This is a genomic window from Acidimicrobiia bacterium (genome assembly GCA_035948415.1).
Classification (GTDB): Bacteria; Actinomycetota; Acidimicrobiia; order IMCC26256; family PALSA-555; genus PALSA-555.
In genome coordinates this window covers 1-1,587 of the sequence record DASZJD010000061.1, presented here as the reverse complement: position 1 = coordinate 1,587, position 1,587 = coordinate 1, and the positions used below count along the sequence as shown (strand labels likewise).

Here is a 1,587-nt window from a genome sequence, read left to right as displayed (position 1 = left end):
GCACGTCGCGCTGACCATGGACGCGGGCCAGCCCTCCTACGTGCTCAGCCACTGGGTCCGGGACTCCGGGCGGCTGGACATCGGCCGGGCGGTCCACAAGCTCACGCTGGAGGGTGCCGAGCTGTTCGGCCTGGCCGGCCGGGGGCGGCTGGTACCGGGCGCGTTCGCCGACGTGAACGTCATCGATCTCGAAAGCCTGCACCTGCGTACGCCCGAACTGGTGGCCGACTTCCCGCTGGGCGCCAGCCGGTTCGTCCAGCGCGCGCACGGCTACGACTACACGCTCGTCAACGGGAAGGTGCTCGTCGACCACGACGAGCTGACCGCCGAGCGCTCTGGCCAGCTGGTGACGGCGAGCTGACGATCAAGACCCATTAAGCCGAACGAGCCGGGCTATCCGCCTCGGCCACCGAAGGAGCATCACATGACGAACCATGAGGCGGTCATCGTCTCGGGTGCCCGAACCGCGATCGGGACGGCGTACCGGGGATCGCTCGTCGACACCGGCGCGCTCGAGCTCGGCACCAGGGCAGTCACCGAGGCCGTTCGGCGATCTGGTCTTGCCCCTGAGCTCGTGGATGACGTCATCATGGGGGAGTCGCTCTACGGCGGCGGAGACATCGCCCGGTACGCCGCGATCGAAGCCGGGCTGGTGAACGCGCCTGGCGTCGCCCACAACCGGCATTGCGCCTCGGGACTCGCGGCGGTGCAGAGCGCCGCGGCATCGATCATCGCGGGCATGGACCGGGCCGTCGTGGCGGGCGGCGTCCAGTCGAGCTCGACCGCCCCGAAGACGAGCCGGCGCGTTCCCGGGACCGACGAGGTGGAAGAGGACTGGCTTGCGCCGAGCCACCGCGAGACGTCCGACGCCCCGATCCGGGACATGACGATCACGGTCGGCTGGAACACCGCGGTCAAGGCCGGCCTCACCCGGGAGGAGATGGACGCGTGGGCGTTGCGCTCCCACCAGCGCGCCGTCGCCGGGATCGACGCCGGGAGCTTCACCGACGAGATCGTTCCCATCGAGGTCACCCGGCGCGACGGGACGCGGGTCAGCTTCGCGGTCGACGAGCACCCCAGGCGGACCTCGAGCCTGGACAAGCTCGCGTCATTGAAGCCGCTGCACCCCGAGATCGACGGCTTCAGCATCACTGCGGGCAACTCGGCCGGCGTGAACGACGGCGCGGCCGCGATGGTCGTCGCCGACCGGTCCTTCGCCGCTTCTCGCGGGCTCGAGCCGCTGGCGGTCGTCCGGGCGTGGGCCTCGGCCGGCGTACCGCCCGCCGAGACCGGCCTGGCGCCGGCGGTGGCCATCGGCAAGGCGCTCGCCCGGGCCGGCCTGTCGGCCGGGGACGTCGCCCTCTGGGAGATCAACGAGGCCTTCGCCTCGGTGGCCGTCGCCGCGACCCGGGCGCTCGACCTCGACGAGGACGTCGTGAACGTCCTGGGCAGCGGCTGCAGCCTGGGCCATCCGATCGCGATGACCGGAGCCCGGATGGTGCTCACGCTCGTTTACGAGCTGCGCCGTCGCGGCGGCGGCGTCGGCGTGGCCGCGATGTGCGCCGGCGGCGGCATGGCCACCGCCCT

The 1,587-nt window shown here is 72.0% G+C and carries 2 protein-coding genes; both read left to right on the top strand.

Features of this window, described 5'->3' with window-relative positions; all coding sequences use genetic code 11:
- On the top strand, positions 1–361 hold a 361-nt coding region (locus VG869_08665; protein ID HEV3451263.1), incomplete at its 5' end, for an amidohydrolase family protein.
- A gap of 63 nt (positions 362–424) precedes the next feature.
- Positions 425–1,587, top strand: a 1,163-nt coding sequence (locus VG869_08660) for a thiolase family protein (protein HEV3451262.1), incomplete at its 3' end; no start/stop codon positions are given.